At 67.5% G+C, this 26,367-nt stretch carries 24 protein-coding genes and 1 pseudogene; 11 read left to right on the top strand and 14 right to left on the bottom strand.

All coding sequences use genetic code 11. The features are described from left to right. Positions 1–45: 45 nt before the first annotated feature. Both AC3WTE_RS02360 and AC3WTE_RS02355 read left to right on the top strand, forming a co-directional pair. A complete protein-coding gene (locus AC3WTE_RS02360; protein ID WP_492435492.1) occupies positions 46–987 on the top strand; it encodes a proteasome assembly chaperone family protein in 942 nt (313 codons plus the stop codon). Between the two features lie 44 nt (positions 988–1,031). Continuing rightward, a complete protein-coding gene (locus tag AC3WTE_RS02355) occupies positions 1,032–2,054 on the top strand; it encodes an alpha/beta fold hydrolase (protein ID WP_492435316.1) in 1,023 nt (340 codons plus the stop codon). A gap of 6 nt (positions 2,055–2,060) precedes the next feature. Here the strand turns inward: AC3WTE_RS02355 and nrdR are convergent, their stop codons facing one another. Further along, the gene (gene nrdR, locus AC3WTE_RS02350; protein ID WP_043393836.1) at positions 2,061–2,525 is read right to left on the bottom strand and encodes a transcriptional regulator NrdR; all 465 of its coding nucleotides are present in this window, start codon (positions 2,523–2,525) and stop codon (positions 2,061–2,063) included. A gap of 111 nt (positions 2,526–2,636) precedes the next feature. Then, the gene (locus AC3WTE_RS02345) at positions 2,637–3,110 is read right to left on the bottom strand and encodes a LysM peptidoglycan-binding domain-containing protein (RefSeq protein WP_492435314.1); all 474 of its coding nucleotides are present in this window, start codon (positions 3,108–3,110) and stop codon (positions 2,637–2,639) included. Positions 3,111–3,361: 251 nt separating this feature from the next. On the opposite strand from AC3WTE_RS02345, the gene lexA reads away from it, so the two are divergent. Continuing rightward, a complete protein-coding gene (lexA, locus tag AC3WTE_RS02340) occupies positions 3,362–4,072 on the top strand; it encodes a transcriptional repressor LexA (protein ID WP_492435312.1) in 711 nt (236 codons plus the stop codon). A gap of 66 nt (positions 4,073–4,138) precedes the next feature. Here the strand turns inward: lexA and AC3WTE_RS02335 are convergent, their stop codons facing one another. The 3 genes from AC3WTE_RS02335 to AC3WTE_RS02325 all read right to left on the bottom strand — a co-directional run bounded on the left by AC3WTE_RS02335 (position 4,139) and on the right by AC3WTE_RS02325 (position 9,140). Further along, positions 4,139–6,367: an LGFP repeat-containing protein gene (locus AC3WTE_RS02335; protein WP_492435310.1), complete on the bottom strand. Its 2,229-nt coding sequence runs from the start codon at positions 6,365–6,367 to the stop codon at positions 4,139–4,141. Positions 6,368–6,542: 175 nt separating this feature from the next. Continuing rightward, positions 6,543–7,700 (bottom strand): acyl-CoA dehydrogenase family protein, encoded by a 1,158-nt coding sequence (locus AC3WTE_RS02330; RefSeq protein WP_492435308.1) that lies wholly within the window; start codon positions 7,698–7,700, stop codon positions 6,543–6,545. Between the two features lie 96 nt (positions 7,701–7,796). Further along, positions 7,797–9,140 carry a DEAD/DEAH box helicase gene (locus tag AC3WTE_RS02325; RefSeq protein WP_492435307.1) on the bottom strand — a complete coding sequence of 448 codons (1,344 nt, stop codon included), beginning with the start codon at positions 9,138–9,140 and terminating at the stop codon, positions 7,797–7,799. 413 nt (positions 9,141–9,553) lie between these two features. On the opposite strand from AC3WTE_RS02325, the gene AC3WTE_RS02320 reads away from it, so the two are divergent. Then, positions 9,554–11,173, top strand: coding sequence for a PE-PPE domain-containing protein (locus AC3WTE_RS02320; protein ID WP_492435305.1), 1,620 nt, complete (start codon positions 9,554–9,556; stop codon positions 11,171–11,173). Position 11,174: 1 nt separating this feature from the next. Here AC3WTE_RS02320 and hflX read toward each other — a convergent pair whose 3' ends face one another. Genes hflX through AC3WTE_RS02300 form a run of 4 tightly spaced genes read right to left on the bottom strand, consistent with a single transcriptional unit; the run spans position 11,175 to position 15,101 of the window. Beyond that, positions 11,175–12,575 carry a GTPase HflX gene (gene hflX / locus AC3WTE_RS02315; protein WP_492435303.1) on the bottom strand — a complete coding sequence of 467 codons (1,401 nt, stop codon included), beginning with the start codon at positions 12,573–12,575 and terminating at the stop codon, positions 11,175–11,177. A 27-nt stretch (positions 12,576–12,602) separates the two neighbouring features. Further along, complete coding sequence (gene dapF, locus AC3WTE_RS02310; RefSeq protein ID WP_492435302.1) at positions 12,603–13,493, bottom strand: diaminopimelate epimerase; 891 nt, start codon at positions 13,491–13,493, stop codon at positions 12,603–12,605. A 4-nt stretch (positions 13,494–13,497) separates the two neighbouring features. After that, positions 13,498–14,412, bottom strand: a complete 915-nt coding sequence (gene miaA, locus AC3WTE_RS02305) for a tRNA (adenosine(37)-N6)-dimethylallyltransferase MiaA (protein WP_492435300.1) — start codon at positions 14,410–14,412, stop codon at positions 13,498–13,500. After that, positions 14,409–15,101 (bottom strand): class III extradiol ring-cleavage dioxygenase family protein, encoded by a 693-nt coding sequence (locus tag AC3WTE_RS02300; protein WP_492435298.1) that lies wholly within the window; start codon positions 15,099–15,101, stop codon positions 14,409–14,411. Before AC3WTE_RS02300 ends, miaA begins: the two co-directional genes overlap by 4 nt. A 141-nt stretch (positions 15,102–15,242) precedes the next feature. On the opposite strand from AC3WTE_RS02300, the gene AC3WTE_RS02295 reads away from it, so the two are divergent. Further along, positions 15,243–16,568, top strand: coding sequence for a DUF349 domain-containing protein (locus AC3WTE_RS02295; protein ID WP_492435296.1), 1,326 nt, complete (start codon positions 15,243–15,245; stop codon positions 16,566–16,568). A 15-nt stretch (positions 16,569–16,583) separates the two neighbouring features. Here AC3WTE_RS02295 and AC3WTE_RS02290 read toward each other — a convergent pair whose 3' ends face one another. Together AC3WTE_RS02290 and AC3WTE_RS02285 are read right to left on the bottom strand one after the other, a co-directional pair. Next, positions 16,584–17,189, bottom strand: a complete 606-nt coding sequence (locus tag AC3WTE_RS02290; protein WP_492435294.1) for an Rv2732c family membrane protein — start codon at positions 17,187–17,189, stop codon at positions 16,584–16,586. Further along, a complete protein-coding gene (locus AC3WTE_RS02285; RefSeq protein ID WP_492435490.1) occupies positions 17,177–18,772 on the bottom strand; it encodes a MiaB/RimO family radical SAM methylthiotransferase in 1,596 nt (531 codons plus the stop codon). The genes AC3WTE_RS02290 and AC3WTE_RS02285 overlap by 13 nt, the downstream gene beginning before the upstream one ends. 163 nt (positions 18,773–18,935) lie before the next feature. On the opposite strand from AC3WTE_RS02285, the gene AC3WTE_RS02280 reads away from it, so the two are divergent. The 4 genes and pseudogenes from AC3WTE_RS02280 to AC3WTE_RS02265 all read left to right on the top strand — a co-directional run bounded on the left by AC3WTE_RS02280 (position 18,936) and on the right by AC3WTE_RS02265 (position 22,226). Beyond that, on the top strand, positions 18,936–19,664 hold the full coding sequence (locus AC3WTE_RS02280) for an amino acid ABC transporter ATP-binding protein (protein ID WP_492435488.1): 729 nt from the start codon (positions 18,936–18,938) through the stop codon (positions 19,662–19,664). 146 nt (positions 19,665–19,810) lie between these two features. Beyond that, positions 19,811–20,569 (top strand): annotated as a pseudogene (locus tag AC3WTE_RS02275) (glutamate ABC transporter substrate-binding protein); the annotation flags it as partial. Between the two features lie 39 nt (positions 20,570–20,608). Continuing rightward, complete coding sequence (locus AC3WTE_RS02270) at positions 20,609–21,283, top strand: amino acid ABC transporter permease (protein ID WP_492435486.1); 675 nt, start codon at positions 20,609–20,611, stop codon at positions 21,281–21,283. 61 nt (positions 21,284–21,344) lie between these two features. Beyond that, a complete protein-coding gene (locus tag AC3WTE_RS02265; RefSeq protein ID WP_492435292.1) occupies positions 21,345–22,226 on the top strand; it encodes an amino acid ABC transporter permease in 882 nt (293 codons plus the stop codon). On the opposite strand, the gene AC3WTE_RS02260 is transcribed toward AC3WTE_RS02265, so the two are convergent. Further along, positions 22,193–22,813 carry a TetR/AcrR family transcriptional regulator gene (locus AC3WTE_RS02260; protein WP_492435291.1) on the bottom strand — a complete coding sequence of 207 codons (621 nt, stop codon included), beginning with the start codon at positions 22,811–22,813 and terminating at the stop codon, positions 22,193–22,195. The two genes, AC3WTE_RS02265 and AC3WTE_RS02260, sit on opposite strands and share 34 nt — an antisense overlap. 119 nt (positions 22,814–22,932) lie before the next feature. On the opposite strand from AC3WTE_RS02260, the gene AC3WTE_RS02255 reads away from it, so the two are divergent. Both AC3WTE_RS02255 and AC3WTE_RS02250 read left to right on the top strand, forming a co-directional pair. Beyond that, positions 22,933–23,688, top strand: coding sequence for a 3-oxoacyl-ACP reductase family protein (locus AC3WTE_RS02255; RefSeq protein ID WP_492435290.1), 756 nt, complete (start codon positions 22,933–22,935; stop codon positions 23,686–23,688). 105 nt (positions 23,689–23,793) lie between these two features. After that, entirely contained in the window at positions 23,794–24,684 is an 891-nt protein-coding gene (locus AC3WTE_RS02250; RefSeq protein WP_492435289.1) for a hypothetical protein, read from the top strand. Here AC3WTE_RS02250 and recX read toward each other — a convergent pair. Then, positions 24,681–25,214 carry a recombination regulator RecX gene (gene recX / locus AC3WTE_RS02245; RefSeq protein WP_492435288.1) on the bottom strand — a complete coding sequence of 178 codons (534 nt, stop codon included), beginning with the start codon at positions 25,212–25,214 and terminating at the stop codon, positions 24,681–24,683. The genes AC3WTE_RS02250 and recX overlap by 4 nt on opposite strands. Then, a complete protein-coding gene (gene recA / locus AC3WTE_RS02240) occupies positions 25,183–26,235 on the bottom strand; it encodes a recombinase RecA (RefSeq protein WP_492435286.1) in 1,053 nt (350 codons plus the stop codon). The genes recX and recA overlap by 32 nt, the downstream gene beginning before the upstream one ends. Between the last annotated feature and the right edge of the window lie 132 nt (positions 26,236–26,367).

Genomic DNA, 26,367 nt, shown 5'->3' with positions numbered 1-26,367 from the left:
CCCGGCGACCGTCAGGGCCAGCAGTACCAGCCCGAGCAGAGCGGCATGTACGAGCTGGAGTTCCCCGCGCCCCAGTTGTCGGCCGCCGACGGCCGGGGTCCGGTGATGGTCCATGCCCTCGAAGGCTTTTCCGATGCCGGCCACGCCATCCGCCTGGCCGCCGAGCACCTGAAGAACACGCTCGACACCGAATTGGTCGCCTCGTTCGCCATCGACGAACTGCTGGACTACCGGTCGCGCCGGCCGCTGATGACGTTCACCACCGATCACTTCACCAAGTACGACGATCCCGAGCTGAACCTGTACGCCCTGCACGACACCGCCGGGACGCCGTTCCTGCTGCTCGCCGGCATGGAACCGGACCTGCGCTGGGAGCGCTTCATCACGGCGGTGCGGCTGTTGTCCGAACGGCTCGGCGTCCGCCAGGTCATCGGACTCGGTGCCATCCCGATGGCGGTGCCGCACACCCGGCCCGTCACCATGACCGCGCATGCCGGCAACAAGGAGCTGATCGCGGACCACACACCGTGGGTCGGCGAGGTCCAGGTTCCGGCCAGTGTGTCGAACCTGTTGGAGTACCGGATGATCCAGCACGGCCACGAAGCGCTGGGCTTCACCGTGCACGTGCCGCACTACCTGGCGCAGACCGCCTATCCGCCGGCCGCCGAGGCCCTGCTCGGCGAGGTCTCCCGGATCGCGTCGCTGCAGATTCCGCTGCACGCGCTGTCCGAGGCGGGCGCCGAGGTGTACACGAAGATCAGTGAGCAGGTGGAGGCCAGCTCTGAAGTCGCTCAAGTGGTCACTGCACTGGAACAACAGTACGATTCGTTCGTCGCTGCTCAGGAGAATCGGTCGTTGCTGGCACGTGACGAGGAACTACCCAGCGGCGACGAACTCGGCGCACAGTTCGAACAGTTCCTCGCCGAACAGTCCGGCGACGGTTTCCCCGATTCCCGCCCCGGCGACGACGGCACCGACGGCGACTGACCACGTGGTCGGCCTCGCCGACACGATGGGAAGGAGCTCGGACGATGCCCGACGGAAAGCCCACCCTGCATTCTGTCCGTGACGTGACACCCCGCCTGGAGTACCGGACAATCCACGGTTACCGGCGGGCTTATCGGGTGGCCGGCTCCGGTCCGGCGATCCTGCTGATCCACGGTATCGGCGACAACTCCACGACCTGGGAAACCGTGCAGACACGCCTCGCCCAGCGCTTCACCGTCATTGCCCCCGACCTGCTGGGCCACGGTCAGTCCGACAAGCCGCGCGCCGACTACTCGGTGGCGGCGTACGCCAACGGCATGCGCGACCTGCTCAGCGTGCTGGACATCGAACGGGTGACGGTCGTCGGCCATTCGCTGGGCGGTGGCGTGGCCATGCAGTTCGCCTATCAGTTCCCGCAGTTGATCGAGCGCCTGGTGCTGGTCGGTGCCGGCGGCGTGACGCGCGACGTGAACATCGCATTGCGGCTCGCGGCGCTGCCATTGGGCACCGAAGCGCTGGCGCTGTTGCGAATCCCGTTGGTTTTGCCCGCGCTTCAGCTCGCCGGGCGCCTTGGCGGCGCGCTGCTCGGGTCGACCGGTCTGGGTCACGACCTGCCGAACATGCTGCGGATCCTCAACGACCTGCCCGAACCCAAGGCCTCGTCTGCCTTCGCCCGGACCCTGCGTGCGGTGGTCGACTGGCGCGGCCAGGTGGTCACAATGCTGGACCGATGTTATTTGACCGAAGCCATTCCGGTGCAATTGGTTTGGGGTACCCAGGATGCCGTGATCCCGGCCGCCCACGGAGCACTGGCACATGCGGCGATGCCGGGTTCGCGGCTGGAGTTCTTCGACAACTCGGGACATTTCCCATTTCATGACGACCCCGATCGGTTCGTGAAGCTCATCGAGGAATTCATCGACACGACCGCGCCGTCGGTCTACGACCGTGATGCCCTGCGCGGACTCCTGCAGACCGGCGTCACCGCGAAGTCGATCGACGCCCCGCGCGATACGAAGTTCGCGGTTCTCGACGCCATGGAGACCGACGAACGCAGCGCGACCTAACGGCGGTCAGCCCGGCGACGTCACGCCGCGGTGTGCTCGCAACGCCTCGATTTCGCGTTCGAAGTCCTCGGCGGACGAGAACGAGCGATACACCGAGGCGAATCGCAGATAGGCGACCTCATCGAGATCGCGCAGAGGACCGAGGATCGCCAATCCGACCTCATGGCTCGGCACTTCGGGAGATCCGGTGGCCCGCACCGCATCTTCGACCTTCTGGGCCAATTGGTTCAGGGCGTCGTCGTCGACCTGCCGACCCTGGCACGCGCGCCGTACGCCTTTGATCACCTTGTCCCGACTGAACGGTTCGGTGACGCCGCTTCGTTTGACCACCGCGACCACAGCGGTCTCCACCGTGGTGAACCGGCGGCCGCATTCCGGGCATGACCGGCGACGACGAATCGCCTGCCCTTCGTCAGCTTCGCGCGAATCGACCACGCGCGAGTTCGGATGCCGGCAGAACGGACAGTGCATCACCGCTCCTTCGCCGCACCGACAATCGACCGTTTCGAACGGTCTCGAGCCTACCCGTGCCGCTCGGGCCCGGCCGGGCGCCGTGCCGATCAAGGTGCGCACGGGCTGTCCTCAGCCGACCGGAGCGATCAGCGTCTGCCCGGCGTTCAGGGCCACCGATGGCAGCTTGTTGAGCTCCTTGATGCGGTCGACGACGGCGCTGACGGGTGCGTCGGGCGCCACGCGCCGGGCGACCTGCTGAATCGACTCCCCGGTCTGCACCCGGACCACCGCCAGCTGCGTGGGTACGGATGCGGTCGATGCGGTCGGCTGAACAGCCTCTCCGAATTGCGCAACCAGGCCCAGCCACACCGTGATACCCGCGGCGACGAGAGCCAGCAGCACCGTGGTCAAGGGCGTGACCGGGTTGCGCCGGTGCGAGGCACGGGAGCTCAGCACGCCCGTGCCCCGATGCTGGAACGCCGCACCCGAGGGACGGGAACCGGCCGGCCGCAGCCGGGCCTGGCGGTGACGATTCACGTCTGCACGCCGAGGCACGGTGCGGACGACGACGTCGGTGGGGTACTCGCGGGTGATGACGGTCATGTCGGTTCCTCTCCTGAGTTCGTACATAGGTTCGATCGCTCTTGTGTTCGACTATATCGCCCAAATGTTCGAACGGTAGAACATGTGATCGAACTGTTGCGAACGATACGACGACCCACCGACAAGTTCCGTTCCGCCGATTCGCCCTCGCTTTCGCCACGTCACGTGCGGGACGCGGCCGCGACACGCCGATCGACCCGATCTCGAACACATGTTTGATCAATCGTGTGCACTGGGCTAGATTCGTCCACATGAGCGACAGCACCGATACCCCGGACGGCACCGATCGCACCCCCGAATCCCGGTCGGGTGGCCGGGCCAGCAGCCTCACAGAACGTCAGCGGACCATCCTCGACGTCATCCGCACCTCGGTGACGACGCGCGGCTACCCACCCAGCATCCGCGAGATCGGCGATGCCGTCGGCCTGACCTCCACCTCATCGGTGGCCCACCAGCTGCGCACGCTGGAGAAGAAGGGCTATCTGCGCCGCGATCCGAACCGCCCACGAGCCGTGGACGTCCGGGGCGCGGACGACTCGACCGGCGCCGCCATCACCACCGATGTGGCGGGTTCGGACGCGCTGCCCGAGCCGACTTTCGTGCCGGTGCTCGGCCGGATCGCCGCGGGCGGCCCGATCCTCGCCGAGCAAGCCGTCGAAGACGTCTTCCCGCTCCCCCGCGAGCTCGTGGGTGAGGGCTCGTTGTTCCTGCTGAAGGTGGTCGGCGAATCCATGATCGACGCGGCGATCTGCGACGGCGACTGGGTCGTCGTGCGCCAGCAGAATGTGGCCGACAACGGGGACATCGTCGCGGCGATGATCGACGGTGAAGCCACGGTGAAGACCTTCAAGCGCGCCAAGGGCCAGGTGTGGCTCATGCCGCACAACCCGGCCTTCGACCCGATCCCGGGCAATGACGCGGTCATCCTCGGCAAGGTCGTGACCGTCATCCGCAAGATCTGACGCCTGCCAGACCAATAGGTGAGCCCCGCTGCAGTCGCTCGCAGCGGGGCTCGGCCGTCGGCGCGGTCAGCCTCGGACGAATCCGTTGGTGACCGCGAATTCCTCACTGGCGAACCAGATTTCGACGTCGGCGTCGTCGTATCCGAGCGCACCCGGCACCCAGTACAGACCCGACTTTGTGTTGGCCTTGATGACGTAGCCGGCAGGCGGCTCCGCGCCGGTCGCCACGCGGAACGACATCTGCGCGGTCTCGGGCTCCTCCGCGCCCAGGGCATGGTGCCTGCCACTGGCCGGACCGGCCGTCACGGTGTCCTCTGCCGGCGCGGCGTCCGCGCCCGGCTCGGCCGCCGGTTCGCCCGGTGGTTCGCTCGCCGGGACCTTGGCCGGCGCAGCATCGACGACCTGCTCCTCGGGCGCGTGCACGTCAGCGTCCGGGGCACCGGCATCCGCGGCGGCCGGCGCAGCCCACCCGCGGTCGCCGGAGTCTCGAGGCCGCAGGCCCGCGAACCCTGCCAGCCCGGCCGCGGTCAGGCCCGCCGCCGCGCCCCCGCGGCGCAGAGCCTCGGGAAGTTGCACCGATGCCGTCGGCTCGTCGGCGGGCTCGTGAGCGTCCGGCTCGGACTCAGCGGGCTCAGCCGGCTCGGCAGCGTCCACAGGCTGGGCCTCGGCTTCGGCCTGCGCCGTCGACTCACCCTCCGACTCACCCTCGGGCGCCTCGTCCGCAGGTTGCTCGGCCGTGAAATCGGGGTACACCGTCGGCGCGGTGTCGATGACGTCCGGGTTGCTCTGGAATTCTGGCCCGCCGTGCGGAGCGTCGAAATGCTCGGTCTCGGGCGCGAGTTCGGCGGCGTACTCGGTGTCGCCGCCGTCGTCCGCATACTGCGGGTCGCCGTACTCCCCGTCACCGAACTCGTGGTCGTCGTAGTCGTACGTATCGTGCTCGTCGAAAACATCCTGGTCGGCCCGCCGCCGGCGCCGCAGCAGCGTCGCGATCACGATGCCCGACACCACCAGCAACAGCGGGACGATGGCCAGCAGCCACCACCAGTGGAACTGGTACCACTTGCCGGACTCCTCGGGCTGCGCGTTCACGCCGCCCGGAAGGTCGACACTGGGGACCTGCAGACCGCTCAACTGCGACGCCAGGTCCGCCGGCTCAGTACTGAACTCGTGGCTCGACTTGTTCCACGAGATCGACCCACCCGTGAACTTCTGGCTGGTGACGTCGCCGTTGGCCGTCTGGTCCGCGGTCGGCGCGCCGAGCTTGCCGGTGGCGCCGCCGAGCTTGGCCCATGCGGCGTTCATCGCGCCACGGACGATGAACGCGCCGTGGTCGGGGGTCCAGAAGATGGTCGGATTGTCCGCCGCGGCGAAGGTAGCGACCCGGCTGGTCGGCGAGATGCCGCCGTCGGTCTCGTTGCTTGCCGGGAATCCGAGGTCACCTTGCGGCCCACCGGCCGCGCGGTACTTGGCCAGCACGTCGCCCGTGACGGCATGGGCACCGCTGGCGGCCGAGTAGAAGATGGTGCCGCCGGCAAAGTTCTGCGCGACGCCGTCGCCAACCTTGTACTGGGCACCCTGCTCGTCGCCGAGGGGACCCTGCGGCCCACCGGCCGCCCGGCGTGCCGCGGCGATGGCCGTCGTCGCGTCGCCCGGCACGTCGAGCCCGGTCAGCTGGCCTGCCAGGTCAGCGGGTGTTGTGCTGAACGCCTTGGTCTTGGAGTTCCAGCTCACCTCACCGCCGGTGAAGGGCTGAGAGACGACGTCGCCCTTCCAGGACTCGTCGGCGGTCGGTACGCCGAGAGTGCCCGCCGACCCCCCGAGCTTGTCCCAGGCAGCGTTGATGGCACCGCGCACGACCCACGCGCCGTTGTCCGGCGTCCAGAAGATGACCGGCTTGTCGGCCGCACTGAACGTGCTGTTCCGGCTCTCGGCCGCCTTGCCGGCGCCTTCGTCGATGGTCGGGAAGCCGAGGTCGCTGTCGGCGGCACCGCCGAGAGCCTGATACTTGTCGAGAATCGGGCCGTAGATCAGGTGTGCGCCGGTGTTCTCGGTGAAATAAATCTTTCCGCTCGCGAAGTTCTGCGCATAGCCCGCGCCGACCTGGTAAACGTCACCGTCTTTCGCACCCAACTCACCCGTGTCACCGCCGGCGGCATCCCAGGTGTGGGAGATCGCCGCGGCGGCGGCATCGCTTTCCGGTGTCGCGATCGCCGTCGGAGCCATGAGCAATGCCACCGCGACCGAAAGGGCACCGATACCAGCCCGTCCGCCACGGGTTCGCAGCCCGGTCATCGAATTCCTCCCGCGGTTGGCAAAACTCCGGATACAAATTCCGTCAGACAAACTCTCTTGATTGAGAGGATTCTGTCAACTTTGCTTCAGTTCATGCCCATCGTGCGGGATATCCGGCAGTAACGCTCCAGTGTGTCGCGGTTGGATATGCGAATAAATTCGCGTGGGCAATTAGTTAAACGCCCAATCCGCGGCCGATGATCTCCTTCATGATCTCGGTGGTGCCGCCGTAGATGGTCTGGATCCGCGAGTCCAGGAATGCCCGCGCAATGGGATATTCGCGCATATAGCCGTAGCCGCCGTGCAGCTGCAGGCACCGGTCGACCAGGCGAACCTGCGCCTCTGTCGAATACCATTTGGCCATCGCGGCCTGGTCGATTGTCAGCTTTCGATCGAGATGCAGACGAATGAACTCGTCGACCATGATTCGCACCGCGGTGGCCTCTGTTGCCAGTTCGGCCAACACGAATCGACTGTTCTGGAAGCTGCCGATCGGCTTGCCGAACGCTTTACGCTCCTTCGCGTATTGCAACGTCGATTCCAGAACGGCCTCCATAGCTGCGGCGGCCATCACGGCGATGGAAATGCGCTCTTGGGGCAGGTTCTGCATCAGATAGACGAATCCCATGCCCTCGACCCCGAGCAGGTTCTCGGCCGGGACTCTGACATCGGTGAACGACAATTCCGCGGTGTCCTGCGCGTCGAGACCGATCTTGTCGAGATGACGGCCGCGTTCGAAACCCTCCATGCCGCGCTCGACCACCAGCAGGCTGAAGCCCTGCGCGCCCTTGTCCGGATCGGTCTGCGCGACGACGATCACGAGGTCCGCGTGAATACCGTTGGTGATGAACGTCTTCGAGCCATTGAGGACGTAGTGGTCGCCATCCTTTACCGCGCGGGTCTTGATGCCCTGCAGGTCACTACCGGTGCCCGGCTCGGTCATGGCGATGGCACAGATCAGTTCACCACTGCAGAACCCGGGTAGCCAGCGGCGCTTCTGCTCCTCGTTGGTGAGTTCGAGCAGATACGGCGCGATGACGTCGTTCTGCAGCGTGAAGCCCAGACCACTGTGCCGTCCGGCCGCGGTCTCCTCGCTGACGATGACGTTGTAGCGGAAGTCCGGGTTACCGCCGCCGCCGTACTCCTCCGGCACCGCCATACCCAGAAAGCCCTGCTTACCGGCCTCGCGCCAGACCTCGCGGTCGACGATCTTGGCCTTCTCCCATTCCTCGCGGTAGGGCTCGGCATGCCGGTCCAGGAACGCCCGGTACGACTCCCGGAACAGCTCGTGCTCGGGTTCGAACAACGTGCGGTCGTACTTGATGACACCCATGCGGGACCTCCGGTACTGGATAAGTTTGCAACAACTTATCCCAACCGGGCGGTTGGTTGTGAGGGGGCCCACAGCCGGCGCGTCGCCGGATTGCGATTACCGGGACTGGGCGCGCCCCGACTGAGAACGACCCGACTGCGCACGCCCGGGGGCCTGCTGACCACCCGCACGCCGGCGGCGGCGCTGTGCCTGACCCGCGGTCGCCGTCTTGGCCGGGCGGTTGCCGCCGCGCGGCGCGGGAGCTTCCTTGGGTGCGGGCGCCCGGTACGGCGCGATCTCGCCGACCAGTGCCTGTACCGGCGCCGAGTCGGCGACGACTTCCTGCGGCCGGGCCGTGATGCCCGCCTTGCGCAGCAATTGCTGGGCATCCTTGCGCTGCTCCGGCAGCACCACGGTGACGACGTCGCCGGCGCTGCCGGCGCGGGCGGTGCGTCCCGAACGGTGCAGGTACGCCTTGTGTTCGGCCGGCGGGTCCACGTGGACCACCAGCTCGACCTCATCGACGTGCACACCACGCGCCGCGATGTCGGTGGCGACGAGCACGCGTGCCTCGCCGGCGCTGAACGCCGCGAGGTTGCGGTCGCGGGCCGGCTGCGACAGGTTTCCGTGCAGGTCGACCGACGGCACGCCGGCCTCGGTGAGCTGGCGGGCCAGCTTGCGGGCCTGGTGCTTGGTGCGCATGAACAGGATGCGGCGGCCGGTGCCGGACGCCAACCGGTGCACCAGGGCGTTCTTCTCCGCAGCGCCGGAGACGTGGAACACGTGGTGGGTCATGGCCGGCGGCGGTGCGTCGATCTCATCGACCGAGTGCGTGATCGGGTTGGACAGGAAGCGGCGGACCAGCTTGTCGACGCCGTTGTCCAGGGTCGCGGAGAACAACATGCGCTGCCCGCCGGAGGGGGTCGCCGCCAGGATGCGGGTGACGCCCGGCAGGAAGCCGAGGTCGGCCATGTGGTCGGCCTCGTCGAGCACGGTGACCTGGACGGCGTCCAGGCTGACGAGCTTCTGCTTCATCAGATCCTCGAGGCGGCCCGGGCAGGCGATGACGATGTCGACGCCCCCACGCAGCGCGTCGACCTGGCGGTTCTGCGACACCCCACCGAAGATCGTGGTGACCTTCAGACCGACGGCGGTGGCCAGGGGTCCGACGGTGGCGGCGATCTGGGTGGCCAGCTCACGAGTCGGTGCCAGCACCAGACCCGTGGGGCGCGACGGGCGTCGCGACGAGCCGGCCAGCCGGGCCACCAGAGGAATGGAGAAGGCCAAGGTCTTGCCGCTGCCCGTGCGGCCGCGGCCGAGCACGTCCCGGCCCGCCAGGGTGTCGGGCAGGGTGCTGACCTGGATCGGGAACGGCGCGGCGATACCGCGGCCGGCGAGCGAGGTGACGAGCGCCTCGGGGACGCCGAGCTCAGCGAACGAAGACGATAGTTCTGTAGACATGAAGGGACACAGCCTTTCCGGCACGGTGGGTCGACAATGCCGGCGGCAGTATCGGTCGCCGCGAGAAATGCTGGTGCAGAGGGAACTGACGGCTCTCAGCCGTTCCACGACGTGATCGGCAGACACGTCCTGGCAGGAGTGCACAACCGATGTTGGTTCGAAGCTTAGTGCCCAACCGTGCCCGTCGCTGACCATCACCGCCGATCCGGCCGCCGGATCCACGAAAGACCTTGCCCCGCAAGCAGTATCACGGCGGTGTGATTTCACCCACCGTCACCCGGCGCGGGCAGACCGAAAAATCGACACGCCCGACAAATTTTCGGCAAACACCGGGTACCGGCCGGGTCTCAATGCGACGATGCGAAACCGGTGCCGATTATCGGGGTCGGCGAAGTCGAAAGGGGGGGGAGGCGATGCGCGCGTTCGGACGCACCATTCCCGCAGCCGTGGCCGTGATGCTGACGGTGCTGAGCACCGTTCTGCTCGGTGTGGTGTCGATGGTCACGGCCGCGTTCACGCTGGCCGCGACCGCGCTGATCGTCCCGGGCACCGGCACGCCGAACGCCAACATCGTGGCCGGCTACAAGGAGAACGCGGACAACTACTACATCGCCCCGTTCAACCCGCTGTGCACGCAGGCCAACAACTGCACGCTGACCGGCATCAATTACCCCGCGCAGTTCTGGCCGTTCCCGTTCGCCGGCTGGGGCGGCCTGTCCGGCGCCAAGTGGAACGTCTCGACCGGTGAGGGCATCGCCAACCTCGATACCGCACTGATGGCCGCGCTCCCGACGGCGACGACCGCCAACCCCGTCATCGTCTTCGGTTACTCGCAGGGCGGCAACATCGTGAGCCGGGAGAAATCCACCCTGTCCGGCCTGACCGACGCCCAGAAGGCGGCGTTGTCCTTCGTGATGATCGGCAACACCAACCGGCCCAACGGCGGCCTGTTCGAACGCCTCGCATTCCTGGGCACGGTGCCGATCCTGGACGCCACGTTCGGCCTGCCGGCGCCCACCAACACCGGTATCAAGACCACCGACATCGCGTTCCAGTACGACGGCGTCTCCGACTTCCCGCTGTACCCCATCAACCTGCTCGCCGACCTCAACGCCATCGCCGGTTTCGTGTACACCCACGGCACCTACCTGGCACCGAACGCCAACAGCGATGTCGGCGAGATTCCCGACCTCCAATACACCCCGGCAGAGCTGAACGCAGCCCTCACGGACCCGAAGAACCAGACCGTGTACGGCGACACCACCTACATCACCATCCCGACCAAGACGCTGCCACTGGTCCGGCCGTTCCTGGAGTTCGGCGGCTTCACCCACACCAGCTTCATCGTCCAACCGTTGGTCGACCTGGTCTCCCCCGTACTGCGCGTCCTCATCGACACCGGCTACGACCGCAGCCTGAGTCCGGGCGTCCCGGCGCCGTTCCGGTTGATCCCGCTGATCAACCCGATCACGCTGACGGTCGACCTGATCAACGCCGCAGGCGAGGGCGTCAAGGCCGCGATCAGCGACATCACCGGCGGCAAGGTGCAGCTTCCGATCGCCGCGACCACCCCCGCCCCGGCACCGACGACGGTCGCGGCCCTCACCGGGTCGAGCGCGCCGAAAGCGGTGTCCTCCACCCTGACCGGGGACAGCAAGCTCGCGCCCGTCACGACATCGAAGCTGTCGACGACGCCCGATCCCAAGGGCACCGTCCCGAAGGACAGCCGCACCAAGACCCCGGACGCCACGGCCACTGACACGAAGACGACTGACACCACAACGCCGGACACCAAGACCACCGACACCACAACGCCAGACACCAAGACCACCGGCACCAAGACCACAACCGACCCCAAGCAGGACCCCAAGCCTGGCACCGATCCGACCACCAAGCAGGGCCCGGCGAAGGACGGTCAGACCGGCGGTACCGACAACGCCAAGAAGCCGAAGAAGGACAAGACGCCCAAGACCCCCAAGCCCGTGAAGCCGGCCGCCGAGAAAGCGGACCAGCCGGCCAAGGCTGCCACCTGACTCAGGCGGTGACGAACTCGCCGAGACTGGCGGCCAGCGCCATCGGTACCCAGCCCTTGATCCGGGTGCCGTCGGCGGTGTGTTCGGCCACCTCGACGCGACCCTCGGCGTGCACGCGGGCCACAAGGTCGCCCCTGTCGTAGGGAATGGTCACGTCGACGGCGGCGTCGGTCGGCTCGATCAGTTCACACATACGCATCCGCAACCGGTCCAGCCCCTCACCGGTATGGGCCGAGACGAACACCGCGTCGGGCAGCGCGCGCCGTAGGTGCGCCAGCGCCAGATCACCGGCGGCATCGATCTTGTTGACCACCAACAACTCTCGTGGTGCGGCGACGTCGTACTCGGCCACGACCTCGCCGACGACCTTGCGCACCGCGTTGATCTGCGCCAGCGGGTCGGCATCTGAGCCGTCGACCACATGCACCAGCAGGTCGGCGTCGACGACCTCTTCCAGCGTCGACCGGAACGCCTCGACCAACTGGGTCGGCAGGTGTCGCACGAACCCGACGGTGTCGGTCAGGGTGAACGGCCGGCCGTCGTCCAATTGGCCCCGGCGGGTGGTGGGCTCGAGGGTGGCGAACAGGGCGTTCTGCACCAGTACCCCGGCGCCGGTGAGGGCGTTGAGCAGGCTGGACTTGCCGGCATTGGTGTAGCCGACGATGGCCACCGACGGGGTGTCGCTGGCCCGGCGGCTGTGCCGCTGGGTATCGCGAATCTTCTTCATGTCCTTGATCTCGCGGCGCAACTTCGCCATACGCTCGCGGATCCGTCGCCGGTCGGTCTCGATCTTGGTTTCACCGGGGCCACGGGTACCCACGCCGCCGCCGGCGCCACCGGCGCGACCACCGGCCTGCCGGGACATCGACTCACCCCAGCCACGCAGCCGCGGCAGCATGTACTCCATCTGGGCCAGCGACACCTGGGCCTTGCCCTCACGACTGGTGGCGTGCTGGGCGAAGATGTCGAGAATCAGCGCGGTGCGGTCGATGACCTTGACCTTCACCACTTTTTCCAGCGAGTTCAGCTGCGCGGGGCTCAGTTCACCGTCGCAGATCACGGTGTCGGCGCCGGTCGCGAGCACGATCTCGCGGAGCTCCTGGGCCTTGCCGGAGCCGATGTAGGTCGAGGCGTCGGGCTTGTCGCGGCGCTGGATCAGGCCTTCGAGCACCTCCGAGCCCGCGGTCTCGGCCAGGGCGGCCAACTCGGCCAGGCTGTTGTCGGCGTCGGCCGAGGTGCCGTCGGTCCACACGCCGACCAGCACCACGCGTTCGAGGCGCAGTTGGCGGTATTCGACTTCGGAGATGTCGGCGAGTTCGGTCGACAGACCGGCAACGCGGCGCAGTGCCGCACGATCTTCGAGCGCGAGTTCACCGACGCTGGGTGTTTCGGGATAGCTCATAGGTAGTTATCGATGGTGCCCGCAAAGTCAGCGGGCCGCATCTGAATTTCCTTCGTTCTCATGCCACCACTCGGCGGCCAGTTCACCGTGCGCCAACAGCACCGACGGCCCGCGCAGGAAGCTGGTGTTCTCAGTGATGGTCACATTGACCTCGCCACCTGGAATCACCACCCGCAGGCTGCCGGTGTCCGCGCCGGTGTGGTTCAGTGCTGCCAACGTGGCAGCGACGGTTCCGGTTCCGCAGGAGCGGGTTTCACCCACCCCGCGCTCGTGCACCCGCATCGCCACGACGCCGTTGGCGGGCGCGGTGAGCACCTCGACGTTGACGCCCTCGGGGAACTGGTCGGCGTCGAAAGACACCGGCGCCGCGACATCCAGCGCGGTCAATCCGGCCATGTTCAGCGTCGCGTCGACGCAGGCCAGGTGCGGGTTGCCGACGTCAACCGCCAACCCCTCGAAGGTGCGGCCGGCGATGACGGCCTTACCCGGTCCGAACGACCGCGCCTTGCCCATCTCGACGGTGACCTCGGCGTTGACCGCATCGGCGCCGTGCAGCACCACCGGCCGCGGCCCGGCGAGCGAGCCGACCACGAACTCGTCTCGGGACTCCAACCCGGACGCACGCAGGTAGTGCGCGAAGACGCGGACGCCGTTGCCACACATCTGCGCGACGGAGCCGTCGGCATTGCGGTAGTCCATGTACCAGTCGTCGGCGGCGACCCCGTCGGGAAGTCGGTCGAAGACGCCGGCGTTCTGGGCGGCTCCGGCCTTGGTCACCCGCAGGACACCGTCGGCCCCCAGCCCGCGGCGCCGGTCGCACAGCGCAGCGATGACCGAGGGGGTCAGATTCAGTTCGGCGTCGACATCTGGCAGCACCACGAAGTCGTTCTGGGTGCCGTGCCCTTTCGAAAACCGCACGTCTTCAGGATACGTGGCGCCACCGACGAGCCACGTCACCAGCGTTGCCCTCCGCGTCGCCCGCCAGCCAGGTGATCCGGTGATCGCGCCGGAACCAGGAGCGCTGCCGCCGGACGTAGCGGCGCGTCCCGATGAAAGTCCGCTCCTTCGCCTCGGCCATCGCGGCCTCGTCACCACCGGCCTCCAGCGCGGTGAGCACCTGCGCATAACCGAGGGCCCGGGCCGCCGTCACCCCGTCCCGCAGACCGCGCGCCTGCAGCGTCCGCACCTCGTCGACCAGCCCGGTGGCGAACATCAGATCGGTGCGACGCTGTAGCCGATCGTCGAGAATCTCTGTGTCCCAATCCAATCCGACGATGAGCGTGTCCCAGCGGGGGGCGCCGATCTGTGGCGCCGATGCCGCGAACGGCTGGCCGGTGAGTTCGACGACTTCCAACGCCCGGACGATGCGCCGACCGTCGGTGTTGAGGATCGACGCGGCGGCCTCCGGATCGACCCGCGCCAGCTCGCCGTGCAGGGCCGTCACGCCGACCTCGGCCAGCCGGTCCTCCCAGCGGGCCCGCACCTGAGCGTCGGTCGCCGGGAACGACCACTCGTCGAGCAGCGACTGGATGTACATCATCGAGCCGCCGACGATCACCGGCACGGCTCCGCGCGCGGCGATGGCCTCGATGTCGGCCGCCGCGGCGGCCTGATAGTTCGCGACGGTCGCGATGTCGGTGACCTCGAGGACGTCGAGCTGGTGGTGCACGATGCCGCGCCGCTCGGGCACCGTCAGCTTGGCGGTGCCGATGTCCATGCCGCGGTAGAGCTGCATGGCGTCGGCGTTCACGATCTCGCCGCCCAACTGCTCGGCGAGGTCCAGCGCCAGCGCCGACTTTCCGGTCCCGGTGGGGCCGACGACCGCGATGGGCCTCACTGCGGGATCCAGGTACCGACGAAGTAGCCGACACCGTACGGCGCGCCGCGGTACAGCTCGGTCGCCTTCGGATCCGGCCCGGCCAGCCCCGCCAGTACCTGATAACCGACCCGGCCCAGGACCCCGGACAGCCCGGCGAGAGTGGCGACGTCGCCGGTGGCCAGGGCGTCGTCCCACTGTGCTTGGCGCGCCACCGAATCGGGGTCGAAGCCGCCGGGCGCCGCGGTGGTCAGGGTGTTCGCCCCGTCGGCGACCACCAGCACGCCCACCGGATCGGGCGCGGCGTCCAACTCCTCACGCAGCGTGCGGCCGCGTTCCACCGCCACCTCCGGGGCCAGATCGTCGGCATAGACCCGCACCTCGACCGCGGCTTCGGGGTTGGCCGTGCCTCGCAGCCAACCGGCGATCAACGCGCACAACGGCATTTCCCGGACGGGGCCCGGACCTGCACTCCTGTCGGGCGCGAACATCACGCGGACGTCGGCGCCGTACCCCGCGAAGGTGCCGACCGCCTCAGAAGGCACGTGAGCGTCCTGCGGACCCACACCTACCGCCACCCAGCGCGAGGGCAGGACCTGCGCCGCAGACTGCACTGCGGCCGTCAGATCGGCCAGCTCCGCGGCGGCGCCGGAGGCCAGTTCGGGCACCAGAACAGGGGCCGACGGGACGATGGAGATGGCGCTGAGCACGCGTCTACGCTAACGAGTCCGGCAAACGCCTGCGCACACGGCGCGTCGACCTGTTTGAATAGCGTGCGAGTACCAGATGACGGCGCCGCGTCGCGCGGCAGAAGCGTGGGTCACCCCACGCGCGGGCATGAGGAGCACGAGATGACCACCACCGGACCCGGCAACACCCCGAAACCGACTCCTCGGCCCGGTCCGCCGCGCCCCGGCCCCCGTCCCAGCCCCACCCCGCACCATCCCCCGGCGCCTGTACCCGTGCCGGTTTCCTGCGATCCGCACCGGTTCGGCCGTGTCGACGCCGACGGCACGGTGTGGCTGATCACCGCCGCCGGCGAACGCAAGATCGCATCGTGGCAGGCCGGGGACGCCGAGGCCGCGTATGCCCACTTCGGCCGGCGGTACGACGATCTGAGCACCGAGGTCGCGCTGCTGGAGCACCGGCTCGGCAGCGGTAGCGGCGACGCCCGCAAGATCAAGTCCGCCGCTGCGACGCTGCTGGAATCGCTGCCGGACGCATCGGTGCTCGGCGACGTCGACGCCTTGACCGCCCGGCTGACGACCATCGTCGAGCAGGCCGGCGCCAGCGCGCAGGAGGAGCGGGCCAAGCGCGACGAGCAGCGGGCCGCACAGACCGCCCGCAAGGAGGCCCTGGCCGCCGAGGCCGAGGAGATCGGCGCCAACTCCACGCAGTGGAAGGCCAGCGGCGACCGCTTGCGGGCGATTCTCGACGAGTGGCGCACCATCACCGGCCTGGACCGCAAGGTCGACGACGCGTTGTGGAAGCGCTACTCGGCGGCCCGTGAGGCGTTCAACCGGCGTCGCGGCTCGCACTTCGCCGAGCTGGATCGCGAGCGGGTCGGCGTGCGGCAGGCCAAGGAGGCGCTGTGTGAACGCGCCGAGGCGCTGTCGGGCTCGACCGACTGGGGCGCCACCGCCTCGACGTTCCGCGATCTACTGGCGGAGTGGAAGGCTGCGGGTCGCGCCGCCAAGGACGTCGACGACGCGCTGTGGAAGCGGTTCAAGGCCGCCCAGGACACGTTCTTCAGCGCCCGCAACGCGGTCAACGCCGAGAAGGACGCCGAGTTCAACGCCAATGCCGACGCGAAGGCGGAGCTGCTGGTCGAGGCGGAGAAGATCGACATCAGCGACGTCGACGCGGCACGGGCCGCGTTCCGGGCCATCGGCGACAAGTGGGACGCCATCGGCAAGGCCTCGCGCGACCGCACCGCCGAGCTCGAACGCCGGCTGCGGGCCGTCGAGAAGAAGATCCGCGACGCCGCGCAGAGCGGCTGGACCGACCCGGAGGCGCAGGCCCGGGCCGACCAGTTCCGTGAGCGGGCCGAGCAGTTCGAGCGTCAGGCGGAGAAAGCCGAGGCTGCGGGCAAGGCCAAGGACGCCGAAAAGGCCCGGGCCAGTGCGGCGCAGTGGCGTGAGTGGGCGGACGCCGCATCGGCGGCAATCAAGAAGTAGCGGCGGACGCCGCGATCAAGAAGTAGGCGCGCCGGGCTCGTCGGGGCCGTCGAGCAGCCCACGCTTCTGCTGCTCGGCGATCGACTCGCGGCGCTGTGCCTCGGCGGCCAGCTGCACTGCGGTGCGCGACCACACCACGCGGGCCCAGTGGAACGTCAGCACGATGACGGCCAGCCACGCCAGGTACAGCCCGAAGCTCGGCCCCGGATACGGGTGCACGACGGTGTTGCGCGACCAGATCGCGAGCATGCCGAGGAAGCAGGCCACGGCTGAGCCGGCCAGCGCGATCCAGGCCAGGCTCCACAGGCGGGTCAGCAGCGCCAGCATCGAGAAACCGACACTGAACACCAGGATCAGCCAGACGAACACCCGCGATGGCAGCAGAATCTTCGCGTCGAGGGCGATCTGATCGCCGAGCAACACGTCGAACCCCTTGACGCTGCCGGTGTGCGGCAGCACGAACGACAGCAGGATCAGGAAGACGCAGATCGCAACGACCATGGCGCGGCCGCCGGGATCGATTTCACGGGCGATGCGCTGCTCGGCGGCGTCGATGTCGCCCTTGAACTGCTCGAAGTCGCCGTTCGGCTGTCCGGGCTTGGTGTCGTTCATCGTGAACATCCCTGCTCTACGGGCGTGACGGGAGGCGCGCCGATCTGCGGCATGCCCAGCCCGACGCCGGTGGTGGGTTTGCGGCCCGCGGCATGTGCGTCACCAGCGCGGGTGCGACGGTGCGACGTGATGGGGGCGTCGGCGATCAAGTGGTGCGGGGCGGCGCCCGTGACGGTCGTGGTGACGATGTCGCCCGGCCGGATGTCGGCAGCCCGGTTGTCGCCGAAGCCCGGGGTGAAGTGCACCAGCCGGCCGTCGCGGGCGCGGCCCGACATTCTCTCGGTGGCCGAATCTTTGCGGCCCTCGCCAGTGGCCACCAGCAGCTCGACCTCACGGCCGACCTGGGCCAGGTTCTCCTCCCAGGAGATGCGCTCCTGCAGCTCGATGAGCCGCATATAGCGCTCGGAGACCACCTCTTTGGGGAGCTGGTCGGGCAGCTCGGCGGCCGGGGTGCCGGGCCGCTTGGAGTACTGGAAGGTGAAGGCACTCGAGAAGCGGGCGCGTTCGACGACGTCGAGGGTGGCCTGGAAGTCCTCTTCGGTCTCCCCCGGGAACCCGACGATGATGTCGGTGGTGATGGCCGCGTGCGGGATCGCCGCGCGTACCCGCTCGATGATGCCGAGGTACTTCTCGGCGCGGTACGAGCGGCGCATCGCCTTGAGGATGCGATCGGATCCCGACTGCAGCGGCATGTGCAGCGTCGGGCAGACGTTCGGGGTGGCCGCCATGGCCTCGATGACGTCGTCGGTGAACTCGGCGGGGTGCGGCGAGGTGAAGCGGACCCGCTCCAGACCCTCGATCTCGCCGCAAGCGCGCAGCAGTTTGGCGAACGCGCCGCGGTCGCGCTCGATGTCGGGGCCGTCGGGGCCCTCACGCAGCAGCTCAGCCCAGGCCGCCGGGTCCTCGCGCAAGCGCTCGTCCGCCGCGAAGGAGACGCCGTAGGCGTTGACGTTCTGGCCCAGCAGCGTGATCTCGAGGACGCCCTGGTCCACGAGCGACTTGACTTCGGCCAGGATGTCGCCGGGTCGCCGGTCGACCTCCTTGCCGCGCAGCGACGGCACGATGCAGAACGTGCAGGTGTTGTTGCAGCCTACCGAGATCGAAACCCAAGCGGCATAGGAGGATTCGCGCGTCGCCGGCAGCGCCGACGGGAACTCCTGTAGTGCCTCGACGATCTCGACCTGCGCTTCGCGGTTGTGCCGGGCCCGCTCCAGCAGTACCGGCAGCGAGCCGATGTTGTGCGTACCGAACACGACGTCGACCCACGGCGCCTTGCTCAGCACCGTGTCGCGGTCCTTCTGCGCGAGGCAGCCGCCGACCGCGATCTGCATGTTCGGATCGGCTTCCTTGCGCGGCGCCAGGTGGCTGATGTTGCCGTAGAGCTTGTTGTCGGCGTTCTCCCGGACCGCGCAGGTGTTGAACACCACCACGTCGGCGTCGGCGCCCTCGTCGGCCCGCTGGTATCCGGCGTCTTCCAGGAGGCCGGCCAGCCGTTCGGAGTCGTGGACGTTCATCTGGCACCCGTAGGTGCGGACCTGATAGGTGCGCCCCGTCCCGGAACCCGTAGCAGACTCCGTGACGTCAGCTTCCACGTCCGGAGTCGCTGTCGAAATCACGTGCCAATCGTACGGGCGGCGCGTTTCATACCAAATTTGCCGAAGGCATTCCGGGTTTCTGTGAGAGATCCACGCACCCTGGCTTACCTGGGTAGTGTCTGTGCGCATGGTCACCGGCGAGCCGTCACCTGCCACCCCGATGATCTCGGTCAAGGGGGTCAACAAGCACTTCGGTGCACTGCATGTACTGAAAGACATCAATCTCGAAGTCCCCCGCGGTCAGGTGGTCGTGCTGCTGGGACCGTCAGGTTCGGGCAAGTCGACGCTGTGCCGCACCATCAATCGGCTGGAGACCATCGACTCCGGGTCGATCCACATCGACGGTGAGCTGCTGCCCGAAGAGGGCCGCAAGCTCGCCACGCTGCGGTCCGAGGTGGGCATGGTGTTCCAGTCGTTCAACCTGTTCGCGCACAAGACAATTCTCGAGAACGTCACCCTCGCGCCGATGAAGGTGCGCGGTAAGGGCAGAGAAGAAGCACGGTCAAGGGCGATTGAACTGCTGGAGCGGGTCGGGGTCGCCAACCAGGCCGACAAGTACCCGGCGCAACTGTCGGGCGGTCAGCAGCAGCGCGTCGCGATCGCCCGATCCCTCGCCATGGGTCCGAAGGTCATGCTGTTCGACGAGCCCACCAGCGCGCTGGACCCCGAGATGGTCAACGAGGTGCTGTCGGTGATGACGTCGCTGGCGACCGAGGGCATGACCATGATCGTGGTGACGCACGAGATGGGCTTCGCCCGCCGGGCGTCGAACCGGGTGGTGTTCATGGCCGACGGCACCATCGTCGAGGACGCCGAGCCCGACGAGTTCTTCACCGCGCCGAAGTCCAACCGGGCCCGGGACTTCCTGGGCAAGATCCTGGACCACTGATCGTGAAACGATCGATCGGGCAGAGGTTCGTGAAACCGGCAATCCGGCAGAGGTTCGTGAAACCGGCAATCCGGCAGAGGTTCGTGAAACCGGCAATCGGGCCGCGGTCGGCGGCACGAATTATTCACCGCCTGGCAGTGGTCACCGTGCTGATCGTGGCCCTGCTATCCCTGAGCGCCTGCGGTGCCAGCAGCAAGAAGATCACCATCGGCACCAAGTTCGACCAACCCGGCCTGGCCGCGAAGAAGCCCGACGGCACGCTCGCCGGCTTCGACATCGACGTCGCCACCTACGTCGCCGGACAGCTCGGCTACAAGCCCGACGACATCGAATGGAAAGAAGCTCCGTCGGGTCAGCGCGAGAACCTGATTCAGAATCACCAGGTCGACTTCATCGTCGCCACCTACTCGATCACCGACGCCCGCAAGCAGAAGGTGTCGTTCGGCGGTCCCTATCTCGTCACCGGCCAGAGTCTGCTGGTGCGTGCCGACAACAACGAGATCACCAGTGTCGAGTCGCTGCAGAACCACAAGAAGCTGTGCTCGGTGTCAGGTTCCACACCGGCACAACGCATCAAGGACAAGTACCCGGGCGTGCAGCTGCAGCAGTATGACACCTACTCGGCCTGTCTCGAGGCCGTTAAGACCGGCGCCATCGATGCGCTCAGCACTGACGAGGTGATCCTGGCCGGCTACGCCGCCCAGACCCCCGGCGCGTTCAAACTGGTCGGCAAGCCGTTCTCGGTGGAGAAGTACGGCATCGGATTGCTCAAGGGCGACAAGGAACTTCGCCAGAAGGTCAACGACGCCATCGAGAAAATGCAGAAGAGCGGTGAATGGCAGGCCGCGTTCGACCGCAACCTGGGGCCCGCCGGACTCTCCGCGCCGCCGCCTCCCCCGCTGGACACCGATATCAACGGCAGTGGCGGATCGAAGCGCGTCGATCTGTGGGGCACCTACGGCGGCAAGATACTGGCGGCCTTCTGGACGACGATCCAGTTGACGCTGCTCGCCGCGGCCGGGGCGCTGATCCTGGGCACCGTGCTGGCCTCGATGCGGCTCTCGCCGGTGCCGGTGCTGCGATGGCTGGGCACGGCATACGTCAACGTGGTCCGCAACACCCCGCTGACGCTGATCATCCTGTTCTGCTCCTTCGGCATCGGGAACACCCTGCGGATCACCCTGGTCGATCCACATTCGCCGACAGCCGTGGTGGACAGCAACTTTCGGCTCGCGGCTCTCGGGTTGACGGTCTATACCGCGTCGTTCGTGTGCGAGACGTTGCGCTCGGGCATCAACACCGTGCCGCTGGGCCAGGCCGAAGCCGCGCGCTCGCTGGGACTGAGCTTCGGGCAGAACCTGCGGATGATCTTGCTGCCGCAGGCTTTTCGCGCGGTGATCAATCCGCTGGGTTCCGTGTTGATCGCATTGGTGAAGAACACCACCATCGCCTCGGCCATCGGCGTCGCGGAGGCGGCCCTGCTGATGAAGGAGATGATCGAGAACACCGCGGCACTGCTGGCGGTCGGTTCGATCTTCGCCGCTGGTTTCGTGGTCCTGACATTGCCGTTGGGGCTGTTGTTCGGTTGGTTGGGTAGGCGATACGCGGTGGTGCGGTGATGAGCGCTCGCGCGAAGAGCAGAAGACCCGTGAGCGCTCGCGCGAAGAACGGAGGGCACCGATGAGCGAAGCTTCCGTCCTGTACGACGCCCCGGGACCGCGGGCGCAGCGTCGCAACATGGTTTTCGCCGCCGTCATCGTCGCGGTGATCATCGCGATGGCCGGCTGGGTGCTGTGGCAGTTCGAGTCCAAAGGCCAACTGACCGAAGCGAAGTGGCACCCGTTCCTGACCGCGAACCTGTGGACGACGTACGTGCTGCCGGGTGCGGTCGGCACGTTGACGGCGGCGGCGGTATCGATCGTGCTCGCACTGGTGCTGGGTCTGCTGCTGGGCATGGGCCGGCTGTCCGAAGCGCGCGCGGTGCGTTGGACGTCCTCGGTGTTCGTCGAGTTCTTCCGCGCCGTCCCTGTGCTGATCATGATGTTGTTCGCGTACTTCCTGTTCGCGTTGTACGACGTCTTCCCGTCACGGCAGCTGGCACTCGCCGGCGTCATCACCGGGCTGACGCTGTACAACGGCGCCGTGATCGCGGAGATCGTGCGCGCCGGCGTGTACGCGCTGCCCCGCGGCCAGCGTGAGGCTGCTGTGGCACTGGGCCTGCGGCCCGGTCAGACGCTGCGGCTGATCCTGCTCCCCCAGGCCGTGACGTCGATGCTGCCCGTGCTGGTGTCCCAGATGGTGGTGGTACTCAAGGACACCGCCATCGGCTACCAGATCACCTTCGTCGAGATGGTCCGCCAGGGCACCAACATCGGTTCGGCGTACAGCAATTACATCCCCGCACTGTTGGTGATCGCGGCGCTGATGATCAGCCTCAACTTCGCGCTGTCGGCGCTGGCGACCCGACTCGAGCGCCGGCTGCGGCAGTCGCGACGCGCCCCGGAACCACTGCCGGTGAATACCGGTGTTCAGGACGACACACCAGGCACACCGGCAGTCTGAGGCGCCCCCGGCCAGGCCCGGAGAGCCTGGTCGGCCACCGCGTGCAGTTCGTCACGGTCGGCACCGCTGTTGGCTTGGACCGCCAGGCCCTGACTGATCGCACCGATCCAGCGCGCCAACAATTCCGGGTCCGCCCCGGCTAGTTCGCCCACCCGCTGGGCGGCGCTGAACCGTTCGGCCAGCTCGGCGATTCCGTCTTCGCGAAGCTGGGCCAGCTCGGCATGCAAGTCTGTCGCCTCATCGCCGGCGGCCAGCGCGCCCTGTACGAGCAGGCATCCGCGCGGACCGGCTGTCCCGGACGACGCGTCGACAGCGCCGTGCACCATGGCGTACGCCGTCTCCCATGCGGTGGGCAGGGCGAGCGCACGCTCGGCATATCCGCCGGGCCCAGCTTGGTAGCGCCGCACGGCAGCGCGGAACAGGTCGGCCTTGGACCCGTATTCGGCGTACAGGCTGCGGCGGTTGATGCCGGTCGCAGCCGTGAGGTCACTGATGGACACCCCGTCATAGCCGTGCGCCCAGAACAGTCGCATCGCGACGTCGAGAACACCCTCGGGGTCGAACATGCGGGGTCTGCCGATCGCCATCCACCCTCCTATGTGATGTGGGCCATAGTTTGGAATGAAAGCCCGACCCCGGCGCCTTGTCCTGAGCGTACTTAGTAACCGATCGGTTCGAAAGAATCATTCCACGGCTTGGAGAGCTCATGAGCACCACTTCGGAAGCCCCGCTCGCGGGGCGGCGCGCACTGGTCACCGGCGGTTCCCGCGGCATCGGCGCCGCGACCGTACGCCGACTCGCGGCAGACGGCGCAGCGGTCGCGTTCACCTACCAGTCCTCACCCGACGCCGCGCAGGACCTGGTCGACGAACTGGAGACAACTGGCGCGAAGGTGGCCGCCATCAAGGCCGACAGCGCCGACGCACTGGACGTCGCCGCCGCAGTGGACGAAGCGGTCGAGCGGCTCGGCGGACTGGACATCCTGGTCAACAACGCCGGCGTCGCGCAGGGCGCACCAATCGAGTCGTTCCCGCTGGAGGACTTCGACCGGATGCTGGCCATCAATGTGAAGGCGGTCTTCGCCGCCATTCAGCGCGCCGTGCCGCACCTGGGCGCCGGTGGCCGCATCATCACCATCGGCAGTGTCAACGCCGACCGGGCGCCGATGGCGGGGTTCTCGGTGTACTCGCTGACCAAGGCAGCGGTCGCCGGGCTGACACGAGGTCTGGTGCGCGAGTTGGGTCCGCGCGGCATCACCATCAACACCATTCAGCCGGGCCCGGTCGCCACCGACATGAATCCCGATGACGGTGACCTCTCCAAGGTGGTCGGGCCGCTGATCGCGGTCGGCCACTACGGGCAACCGCGCGACATCGCCAGCGCCGTCGCGTACCTCGCCCATCCCGAGTCCGGGTTCATCACAGGCGTCACCTGGAACATCGACGGCGGATTCGTCATCTGACGCCGTGGGTTGACCAACGCGCCCGCGGGGTACACCCCCGAAGTGAACCCCGCGGGCATGTATCCCGTGTGTCCTAGAGAGGTCCACTCGATCACGGGAGGCGTCATGAGCGTCGAGGTTCGTGCATTGACGGCAATTCCAGCTCCGACCCAAACCGTGGCCGCGCTGTGCACCGCGTGTCTGGTACTCGCCGCAGCACCGGCACCATCAGCTCAGGCCCCCATGCACCGGGTCCCTGTCCTGGCGCCATCCAGCATCTCGCTGACCGCCCAACCGCTGCCCCTGCCGCTGGACCTGCTCAATCAGCAGGTGGTGTTCAACGTCGGGCTGTTCGCCGATTGGATCACCACCGGTGCCGCTCTGTTCCAGCGCCAGACGCAGGTGCCCGGAGCGTTCGTTGCCGACCTGAGCGCCGGCGTACCGCCGCAAACCGCGGTGGCTCGGGCTTTGAGCGCCTTCGCCGACATCGAGTTCGAAGCGGGACGTGATCTGATCGGGTTCGCCCAAGATTTCGCGAACTTCCAGCTGCAGTTCCGCGCCACCACCCTGTCGGCGTTCCCGCCGTTCAACGCAGGACCCGGTCAACAGTTCGTCGTCGCCACCACCGACTTCGGCCTCAATCTGGTGCAGGGCATAGCCAACTTCGCCTCGGCGATGGTCACCGGGGCACAGCAGTTCACCCATGGCTTGCTGGGCACTCCGGTGCCGGTGGCGCCACTGAAGACCGGTGCCGTCGCCGCCACCAGCATCCCCGTCATCACGCCGAAAACACCGCTGGGACACAAACAACCGACCGTCAACACCCTCAGTCCGACGACGACCAATGGCAGCAAGCCCACCGGGCAACACCCGCTGACCGCCGTGATCAACACCGTCACCGGCGCACCGAAAGACCTTGGCATCCAGACACATTCATTCCAGAATCACCAGCCCGACGGCAACACTCCGCAAGGCAAGACCCATCAATCCCCAAGCAAGGGACCGCACCACCGCTAGACCGCGCGGCGCTGACGCTCCTGCGTGAGCTGAGTGTTGACGACGTCGAAGGCCATGCCCTGGCTGTAGCCGCGACGCGCCAACATCGCGACCAGGCGCCGGGTCACCTTCGTCTCGTCGTCGAGGTTTTCCCGCCGCAGCTTGGCGGCGACGAGCTCCTCGGCTCGCACCCGCCACTCGCCCGCGTCGACGCTGTCGAGCGTCTCGGCGATCACGTCGGCGTCGATGCCCTTGGTACGCAGTTCAGAAGCCAAGGCGCGCTTGCCTTTTCCTGCATTGGTACGACGTTCGCGCACCCACTGCTCGGCGAACGCCACGTCGTCGACGAGACCGACCTCGGTGAGCCGGTCCAGCACCCGGGCGCTGATGTCCTCGGGGAAGCCTCGTTTGGTCAGCTGGGCTTCGAGTTCAGCCCGGCTACGCGCCCGGGTGGTGAGCAGACGCAAGCACACGTCCCGCGCCTGCTCTTCCCGCCGCGGCGGCTCTGCCGGCTCCGCCTCAGAAGTCGACCGGGGCGGGAAGGACGTCATCGACCGCACCATCGGTCACCACCGCGCCGATACCGAGCTTCTCTTTGATCTTCTTCTCGATCTCATTGGCGGCGTCGGCGTTCTGCAGCAGGTAGTTACGGGCGTTCTCCTTGCCCTGTCCCAGCTGCTCGCCGTCGTAGGTGAACCACGAACCCGACTTCCGGATGAAGCCGTGCTCGACACCCATGTCGATGAGCGAGCCCTCACGCGAGATGCCGCGGCCGTAGAGGATGTCGAACTCGGCCTGCTTGAACGGCGGCGCCACCTTGTTCTTGACGATCTTGACGCGGGTGCGGTTACCGACCGCGTCGGTGCCGTCCTTGAGCGTCTCGATGCGGCGCACGTCCATACGCACCGAGGCGTAGAACTTCAAAGCCTTACCACCCGTGGTGGTTTCGGGCGAACCGAACATGACGCCGATCTTCTCGCGCAGCTGGTTGATGAAGATGGCGGTGGTGCCGGAGTTGTTCAGCGCACCGGTCATCTTGCGCAGCGCCTGGCTCATCAGACGGGCCTGCAGACCGACGTGGCTGTCACCCATCTCGCCCTCGATCTCGGCGCGCGGCACCAGGGCGGCAACCGAGTCGATGACCAGGATGTCGATGGCGCCGGAGCGCACCAGCATGTCGGCGATCTCCAGGGCCTGCTCACCGGTATCAGGCTGCGAGACCAGCAGTGCGTCGGTGTCCACACCGAGCTTCTTGGCGTACTCGGGGTCCAGCGCGTGCTCGGCGTCGATGAACGCCGCGATCCCGCCGGCGGCTTGCGCGTTGGCCACCGCATGCAGGGCGACCGTGGTCTTACCCGAGGATTCCGGGCCGTAGATCTCGATGACGCGGCCGCGCGGCAGACCGCCGATACCGAGCGCGACATCCAGCGCGATGGACCCGGTCGGGATGACCGAAATCGGTTGGCGGGTCTCTTCTCCCAGCCGCATGACCGAGCCCTTGCCGAAACTCTTGTCGATCTGTGCCAGCGCGAGCTCGAGTGCCTTCTCGCGATCTGGGGCCTGTGCTGCCATGGGTGGTCTCCGTCCTTGTGGGTGTCCGTTGATCGGGTTTCCGATCGGTTGGCCGTGACGCTAGCGGCGGGGTCCGACAAAAACGCGTCGGTCGCGTTTCCAGCCGTTCGAACTGGCACCACAGTAGGACGA

It is taken from the genome of Mycobacterium sp. FW102-FHT13B02, assembly GCF_058790275.1.
Note: the sequence above shows the minus strand (reverse complement) of the source record. Positions and strands in the feature narration are given on the sequence as shown.